Below are 7,535 nucleotides of genomic sequence, written 5' to 3'. Positions count from 1 at the left end.
AACATCTCGGCGAGTTCAAGCTGGAACCGATCCGCCTGCGCGCCGCCAAGCTGATGGAGACGGCGACCGCGGTCTACGGCGTCCAGGCGATGGGCGCGCTGCTGCGCCTGCTGCCGGAGCGTGATCCGCATCCGCATCTCTTCGAAGCGCTGGACATCATCCTCGATGCCTTCGACGACCCCTCCGATGCCGGCGAACTTTTCGTGCGTTTCGAGCTCGCGGTGTTGAACGACCTTGGTTTCGGCCTCGACCTCACCGAATGCGCGGCGACCGGCGGACGCGAAAACCTCGTTTACGTCTCGCCGAAAACCGGCCGCGCCGTTTCCCGCGAGGCAGGCATGCCCTATGCCGACCGGATGCTGGCACTGCCGGGGTTCTTGAGCGAAGGCGCCGCTTCGGCCGCCGACCGCGACAGCATGGCGGAGGCCTTCCGGCTCACCGGTTATTTCCTGCATCGCCACGTCTACGAACCCCGCGGCCTGACGGAAAACGCCGCCCGTGACGGTTTCGTCCAGGCGGCGCTGAAGGCGCTTTCGAAGGATACGGAACGCCAGGCCGGTTGAACGAGAAATCCAGCTGAAGGAGGAACCCATGGAGCGGATAGCCACCTGCGCCTGCGGCAAATTGCGGGCCATCTGTAAAGGAGAGCCGGTCAAGGTCTCGCTCTGCCATTGCCTCGAATGCCAGAAACGGACCGGCAGCACCTATGGCATCGGCGCCTTCTTCGACCGCGCCCAGGTGCGCATCGAGGGGGGAAGCACCGCCTACGCCCGCCTGGGGGACAGCGGCTTTGTGGTCAACCTGCATTTCTGTCCGAATTGCGGATCGACGGTGTTCTGGGAGCCGCAGCGCAGGCCGGATATGATCGCGGTCGGTGTCGGCTCGTTCGCCGATCCGGGCTTCCCGGCACCCTCGCAGGCCGTCTACGACCAGCACCGGCATTCCTGGGTGCCGGCGCTCGAGTGACCGTCTGCAAGAAGCCGCATTACTCCGCCGGCTGAGGCCGCAACAAGCCGCGGTCGATCGGCTTTTCCTGGATCGGCCAATGCACGACGGCCGCAAAGATGCCGAGTGCCACGCCCAGCCACCAGACCGGATCGTAGGAGCCGAACCGGTCGTAGAGATAACCGCCCATCCACACGCCGAGGAACGAGCCCACCTGGTGCGACAGGAAAACGATGCCGCCCAAGAGCCCGAGATGGCGCGTGCCGAACATGATGGCGACGAGCCCGTTGGTCGGCGGCACGGTGGAAAGCCACAAAAGCCCCATGACGATCGCAAACACGATCACCGAGACGGGCGTCTGCGGCAGGAGGAGGAAGGCGGTCACCGCGATCGACCGGGCGACATAGATATAGGCGAGGAAATAGGGCTTTGAATAACGCTGGCCGATCATGCCCGCGCCGAACGAGCCGATGATGTTGAAGAAGCCGATCAGCGCCATGGCGATCACCGCGTAAGCGGGCGCGATGCCGATATCGCCGAGATAGGCCGGGAAATGCGCTGTGATGAACGCCACCTGGAAACCGCAGACGAAAAAGCCGGAGGTCAGCAGAAGGTAGCTCTGGTGGCCGAAGGCCTCGCGCAGCGCCTCGCCGACGGTCTGCTTGATCTCGGACTGCGACTGGGTGCCGGAGCTGGAATTGCCGCGCAAGGGATAGGCGAGCACCGGCACCAGCAGCATCAGCAAGGCGATATAGACGAGGCTGTCCGACCAGCCGTAGGTGTTGATCAGCGCCTGGCTCAACGGCGCAAACAGGAACATGCCGGCCGAACCCGCCGCCGTGCCGATGCCGAAGGCGACCGACCGCTGTTCGGGCGTCACGTTGCGGGCGAAGGCCGACAGGATGGTGCCGAACGAGCCGGCGCCGACTGCAAGCCCGACCATCACGCCGCCGCTGACATAGAGCACCGGGACCGAATGGGCGGTCGACATCAGGATCAGGCCGCAGGCATAGAGCAGGCCGGAAAGGGTCAGCACCCGCCCGGTGCCGTATTTGTCGGCAAGCGCCCCGAACAATGGCTGGCCGAGCCCCCAGGCAAGGTTCTGGATCGCCATGGCGAGCGCGAAGGTGGAGCGGTCCCAGCCGGTATCGTGGAGCATCGGCAGCTGGAAGAAGCCCATGGCCGAGCGCGGGCCGAAGGTCAGCATGGCGATCAGGGCGCCGGCGACGATGATCAGCCAGGGCATGGAAGCCGGCCTCGGCCCCGAGGGGCGCACGGATGGCGATGCGGACGTGGGCATGCGGACCTCCTCGAACACAAGGAGCAAAACATACCGCGCGCGCTTGCGGTGTTAAAACAACTTTTGCTCAATCAATCCATCACCGGGATTGATGGTACGCGCCTCTACGGCGTGCCCGGCGGATCGATCGCCGGTGGGCTCATGCGCCCGAGCCGGGCCTCGCGCCAGATGGTAAAAATGCCGGCGCCGATGACGATTGCGACGCCGAGGATCATGTTGGCGGTCATCACCTCGCCGAACACGAAGACGCCGATCAGGCAGACCAGCACCGACTGGATATAGGTCATCGGCTGCACGACCACCGCATCGAGCAGGTTGAAGGCGCGGATGAGAAGGTAATGCCCGCTCATGCCGGTGATGCAGAGCACCACCATCCACAGCCAGTCGGCAGGCGTGACCTGGGTCCAGTAGAACGGACCGACGAAGGTGATCGTCACCGCGCCGACGACGCCGGTATAGAAAAAGGCCGTTTCTGACGTGTCGGTGCGGCTGGCAAGCCGGGTCATGACGGAATAGAGCCCGAACATCAGCGTCGCGACCATCGGAATGACGATCCTGGCATCGAACTTGGCGTTGAGCGGGTTGACGATCAGAAGGATGCCGATAAAGCCGACGCCGATCGCCGTCCACCGCCGCCAGCCGACCTTTTCGCCGAGAAACGGCACCGAAAGACAGGCGACCACCAGCGGCGTCGCCGCAAACATCGTGTGGCTCGCCGCCAGCCCGACATGCGAAAAGGAGAAGATCGAGATGACGATCTGCACCGCCAGAAGCGCGCCGCGGGCAACCTGCAGCCAGGGCCGGCCGGCTTTCGCCGCAACCTTCACGCCGCCCGATGACCGGCTGGCCAGCGCAAACGCAAAGGCCGCGAATGCCCAATAGCGGATCATGGTGATGAAGATCGGCGGATAGGCGCTGCCCAGATGTTTGGAAATCCCGTCCTGCAGCGAAAAGATCGTCACCGCCGCGATGGCGCAGATGAGGCCGGTGGACCGAGGGGTCATGAAGGCAGTCTCTTTCGGGGAAACCGCCCGAAAACCCGGCCGGCGCATGAGCAGCATATGGTGATGACCCCGTTGTGACCGTTCGGCAAGGGGCCGGACAACCTGCTTTTGCGAATAGCTGCCATGCGTGTGGCGGGGGAGTGGGACGCGTCCACCCTTCATCAAATGGAGGCGCAGAAGATGGGCCAAAAGCGGACTTACGCATCGGAAACATCTTTGGCCAATGATAGGTATCCCCATAGTATGTGGAAATCGAACCTCAGCTCTTGCAAAGTGCAAAACTTTGTGTGCTAAATCCGCATAATGCAAAATTGGCACTAGGGCAGCGAGGAAGCCTCTATGATCACCGATGAGCGTAAATTCGAGTTCGAACATGCGATCCGGCGGGCTATCCCTCGCGATCTTTTTGTAGACGTCAAGGCGCAGTTTCCATTGGCAGCAGAGCAGGCGGACGCGGCGGTTCGTCACTCGCATAAGGCTGTCACGAATGGGGTGCCGCTGTCGCGTGTGCGTGAGAGCAAAGCTGTTGGACTGGTGCGGCATCAGTTGCTTGATGAAGTGTTTGAGCAGGCGCTCCTCCGGCATGGCGGGCAAGCTATCAAGTCTGTTCTAGTTGAATTGAACCCGGATGAGATGAAAGCAGCTCCTATTCACCTCACCACCGGCCTTTTTGGAGACACATTGATCGGCTTTGCATCTCATCGGGAGTTGGAAGACACCCCCGTCAAAAATGCAACCCGTAGGGCGCTCTGCCATCAAAACCGGGGCCTTGCTCCGGATTTGTTTCATGGCCTGGAAATGTTCAATGATCGGCAACGATTTGTGCTGATTATGGTGAGGCGTGATCCTGCCATTCTCGGCAAAATCGCTTCGATGACCGTTAGCATCGCGGATAGCCGTGGCGAAGTGTTTCTGTATCAGGCCGGAATCGAGGACTTTCTTGCTGGCTATGGAGCCACGTCTTCCGCAGCTCCCATGGGGAAACGTCCGCCGAAACTTCGTACCGTCTCTGGGACCTTCAAAAAAGGCAAGACGGAGAAAGCAGATGCAGACGAAAAGTGAATTGGAAATGAAAAGTGCGTAGTGGGGTTCAAGGCTTTCTGGGCGCAAAGCTTGCAGAAGCGCGGCAGGCGAGGGGAATTACCTCTCGCAAGGCATTGGCTGATCTCATGCAGAGAGCGGCCAGTACGGTTATTCGATGGGAGGAGGGCGAGACCTCTCCGGAGCCCGCCGCACTCGCGGAACTCTCAGCTGTGCTTGCTGTTCCCGAAGACTATTTTCTCACCGAGCGGGAGGGACAAGCGGGCCCTGCGTTTTTCCGGTCCTTTGCAGGTGCTCTTCGTGGCGAGCGGCTTGTTCAGCAAATTCGCATTGTTTGGCTTGAGGATGTTGCAGCCGTTGCAGAGCACTACGCATTTCTTCCAGAGGTGAGTGTCCCCGATTTGCTGGGCGCTCGTAGCTTCAAGACGTTGAGAGATGATGACATTGAGGCATTGGCTGGCGAACTTCGAGAGCAGTGGGGGCTAGGCCTAAGGCCCATCCCAGATATGGTAGTACTGCTGGAAAACAACGGCGTTGTCGTGGGCAGCGAACCGATGGAAACAACGCAGCTAGACGGCCTCAGCCGTTGGGGCAGGGACGGGAGACCCTACGTCCTTCTTGCCAGCGACAAGCAGTCTTTTGCGCGCAGACAATTCGATGCCGCTCATGAACTAGCACATCTCGTGCTTCATCGCGCTGTGTCTGAAGTTGAGTTTGAGGAAAACTTCAGACTGATTGAGGATCAAGCCCATCGTTTCGCATCTGCTTTTCTCCTGCCCGCAAGCCAGTTCGGTGTTGAGATCGACAGCATCACTATGTGGGAGCTTGAAAGGCTCAAATTGCGCTGGCGAGTGTCGATCAAGGCTCAAATCATGCGGCTTCAGAGGCTCAATATAATCGACCGGGGCCTATCAACGAGGCTTTATAAGGCATACAGCGCTAAAGGATATCAATCTGGAGGCGAGCCATATGATGATGTTTGGCTTCTTCAGCAGCCTTCGACTTTGGCTGATGTGTTCAAAGCGTTGATTGACGCGGGCCAAGTCACCAAGGAAACGCTCTGCTTGGACTTACCCCTCTTTCCCCATGATGTGGAAAGTTTAGCCAATCTGCCATCTGGCTGGCTGACCATGGAGACAGCTCGTGTTGTCAGCCTGAAACCCGAAGCTCGGCCAAGGCGCTCAGAAGACCGTGAGCAAACCAGTAAGGTATTTCAGTTCCCCAATCGACGTGACGGGAAGTGACTACTTCGCAATCCGAGGGATCTATCTCACCGTCTCGCGACACGCTCCAAAGCGCTGCACCCGAATCACTCACCGCTCCACCAACAACCCCGAAACCAGCGTCAGAAACGCCTCCACCGCCTTTTTCGACACGGCTTTCGGGTCCTCCGCGCTGGCGATCCAGAGTGCGGCGCTCAAGGTGGCGCCGTTGACGAGGCGGGCGGTGGCTTCGGCGTCGACGGGGCGGATCGTACCGTCGTCGATCAGTTTCTGGATGCTTGCGGTGGTGGTGCGGATGCAGGCGCTCTGGCTTGGCCATTGCGACGGATCGCCGAGCACCGCCGGTCCGTCGAGCAGCATGATCCGCTGGATTTCGGGCTCCAGCGACATCTCTATATAGGCGACGCATTCGTCGACGAAGCCGCGCCAGGTATTGTCGGCCCGGCTCGAGATCTCGCAGAGACGGTTTGATATTTCCGCGTCGATCTGCATGACCACCGCCATCAGCAGGCCCTTCTTGTCGCCGAAATGGTGATAGAGCGCCCCGCGCGTCAGCCCGGCGCCGGCGGTGAAATCGTCCATCGAGGCCTCGGCATAACCCTGGCGCGCAAAGGCGTGCCTTGCGGCGGCGATCAGCTTGGCCTTCGTTTCGGCGATCATTTCCTTGCGCGGCCTGGCGGCGCTCCTCGGGCCCGTGCCGGGAGCCATATCGGTGACGATCTTGTCTGCCATCTTCTCAGCCATGCGGACTCCAAATTATTCGCATACGCTCCGTATGTGAATTGACATACGAAACGTATGCGGCTATTTACCTCACATACGCGGCGTATGTAAGTCCTCATTCAAAATAACCCAAGGAGCAGGTTATGCCCAATCCCTATCGCGAAATATTCGCAAGGCCGGGTACCAAAGGTTTTTCCGCCGCCGCCTTCGTGGCGCGGCTGCCGCTGCCGATGACGACGATCGGCCTTGTCGCCATGCTTTCCCAGACGCATGGCGAATATTGGCTGGCCGGCGCGGTCTCGGCCACGTTTGCGCTCGCCAACGCCTTCATTTCCCCGCAGGTGTCGCGCTGGGTGGATGCGAAAGGCCAGTCGGCGGTGCTGGTGCCGACAACGTTCGTCACCTTTTTCGCGCTGATCGGCCTTGCGGCCGCTGCCTGGATGCGCTGGCCGATCTGGACACTGTTTGCCTTCGCCCTCGTCGCGGGCCTGATGCCGAGCATGATGGCGCTGGTGCGAGCCCGCTGGTCGGAGATCTATCGCGACCGGCCGGAACTGCACACCGCCTTCGCCTTCGAATCTGTCATCGACGAGCTAGTCTATATCTGTGGCCCGGTCTTCGGCATCGGCCTCAGCGTCGCGCTCTTCCCGGAAGCCGGCGTGCTCGCTTCCGCCGCGTTCCTCGCCGTCGGCACGGCACTGTTCGTGGTCCAGAAATCGACCGAACCGAAGATCGATCCACAGCGGATGAAAGGCGGTGGTTCGGTCATGCGGCTGCCTGCCATGTGGTTCCTGGTCGTGCTCTGCGCCGGCATGGGCATCATTTTCGGCACGGCGGAAGTCTCGGTCGTCGCCTTCTCGGAAGCGATGGGCAACAAGGGCGCCGCCAGCTACATCCTGTCGGCCTATGCCGCCGGTTCCTTCGTGGTCGGCATCGTCTTCGGCGCCATCAAGTTCAAGTCGTCGCTGGCCCGCCGGCTGCTCCTCGCAAGCCTCGTTGCCGCCGTCACCACGCTGCCCATGCCCTTCGTCGGCAGCCTCTGGGGGCTGACAGCGGTGATCTTCCTTGCCGGCGCTGCGATCTCGCCGACCTTTATCAGCGCCATGACCCTGATCGAACGCATCGTTCCCTCGTCGCAGGTCACGGAGGGCATCACCTATGCCATGACCGGCATGAGCATCGGCTTTGCCGCCGGCTCGTCGCTCGCTGGCTGGACGATCGACGCCTATGGCGCCTCCAACGGCTTCTGGGTCGCGGTCGCCGGCGGCGCGCTGGCGCTCACCACGATGCTCGCCGCAT

General features: G+C 61.2%; 8 protein-coding genes. 5 read left to right on the top strand and 3 right to left on the bottom strand.

Annotation, left to right across the window (positions count from 1 at the left end):
- Both recO and MOV61_RS26775 read left to right on the top strand, forming a co-directional pair.
- Window positions 1-563: DNA repair protein RecO (gene recO / locus MOV61_RS26780; RefSeq protein ID WP_247138758.1), on the top strand; the 563-nt coding region annotated here is incomplete at its 5' end.
- Between the two features lie 28 nt (window positions 564-591).
- Window positions 592-966, top strand: a complete 375-nt coding sequence (locus MOV61_RS26775) for a GFA family protein (protein ID WP_247138757.1) — start codon at window positions 592-594, stop codon at window positions 964-966.
- A gap of 19 nt (window positions 967-985) precedes the next feature.
- Here MOV61_RS26775 and MOV61_RS26770 read toward each other — a convergent pair whose 3' ends face one another.
- Window positions 986-2,245 (bottom strand): MFS transporter, encoded by a 1,260-nt coding sequence (locus MOV61_RS26770; protein ID WP_247138756.1) that lies wholly within the window; start codon window positions 2,243-2,245, stop codon window positions 986-988.
- Window positions 2,246-2,349: 104 nt separating this feature from the next.
- Window positions 2,350-3,249 carry a DMT family transporter gene (locus MOV61_RS26765; RefSeq protein ID WP_247138755.1) on the bottom strand — a complete coding sequence of 300 codons (900 nt, stop codon included), beginning with the start codon at window positions 3,247-3,249 and terminating at the stop codon, window positions 2,350-2,352.
- A 339-nt stretch (window positions 3,250-3,588) separates the two neighbouring features.
- Between MOV61_RS26765 and MOV61_RS26760 the strand changes: the two genes are divergently transcribed.
- Together MOV61_RS26760 and MOV61_RS26755 are read left to right on the top strand one after the other, a co-directional pair.
- A complete protein-coding gene (locus MOV61_RS26760; protein ID WP_038541506.1) occupies window positions 3,589-4,311 on the top strand; it encodes a hypothetical protein in 723 nt (240 codons plus the stop codon).
- Between the two features lie 14 nt (window positions 4,312-4,325).
- Window positions 4,326-5,534 (top strand): ImmA/IrrE family metallo-endopeptidase, encoded by a 1,209-nt coding sequence (locus MOV61_RS26755; protein ID WP_038541509.1) that lies wholly within the window; start codon window positions 4,326-4,328, stop codon window positions 5,532-5,534.
- A gap of 69 nt (window positions 5,535-5,603) precedes the next feature.
- Here MOV61_RS26755 and MOV61_RS26750 read toward each other — a convergent pair whose 3' ends face one another.
- Entirely contained in the window at window positions 5,604-6,221 is a 618-nt protein-coding gene (locus MOV61_RS26750) for a TetR/AcrR family transcriptional regulator (protein WP_247138759.1), read from the bottom strand.
- 158 nt (window positions 6,222-6,379) lie between these two features.
- Here MOV61_RS26750 and MOV61_RS26745 point away from each other — a divergent pair.
- On the top strand, window positions 6,380-7,535 hold a 1,156-nt coding region (locus tag MOV61_RS26745; RefSeq protein ID WP_247138754.1), incomplete at its 3' end, for an MFS transporter.

This window comes from Neorhizobium sp. BETTINA12A (genome assembly GCF_023006485.1).
In the GTDB taxonomy this organism is placed as follows: domain Bacteria; phylum Pseudomonadota; class Alphaproteobacteria; order Rhizobiales; family Rhizobiaceae; genus Neorhizobium.
Note: the sequence above shows the minus strand (reverse complement) of the source record. Positions and strands in the feature narration are given on the sequence as shown.

Excerpts from the sequence above, each read along its gene's own strand:
- MOV61_RS26775 (WP_247138757.1), top strand. The coding sequence starts at position 592 with ATGGAGCGGATAGCCACCTGCGCCTGCGGCAAATTGCGGGCCATCTGT.
- MOV61_RS26770 (WP_247138756.1), bottom strand. The coding sequence starts at position 2,245 with ATGCCCACGTCCGCATCGCCATCCGTGCGCCCCTCGGGGCCGAGGCCG.
- MOV61_RS26765 (WP_247138755.1), bottom strand. The coding sequence starts at position 3,249 with ATGACCCCTCGGTCCACCGGCCTCATCTGCGCCATCGCGGCGGTGACG.
- MOV61_RS26760 (WP_038541506.1), top strand. The coding sequence starts at position 3,589 with ATGATCACCGATGAGCGTAAATTCGAGTTCGAACATGCGATCCGGCGG.
- MOV61_RS26750 (WP_247138759.1), bottom strand. The coding sequence starts at position 6,221 with ATGGCTCCCGGCACGGGCCCGAGGAGCGCCGCCAGGCCGCGCAAGGAA.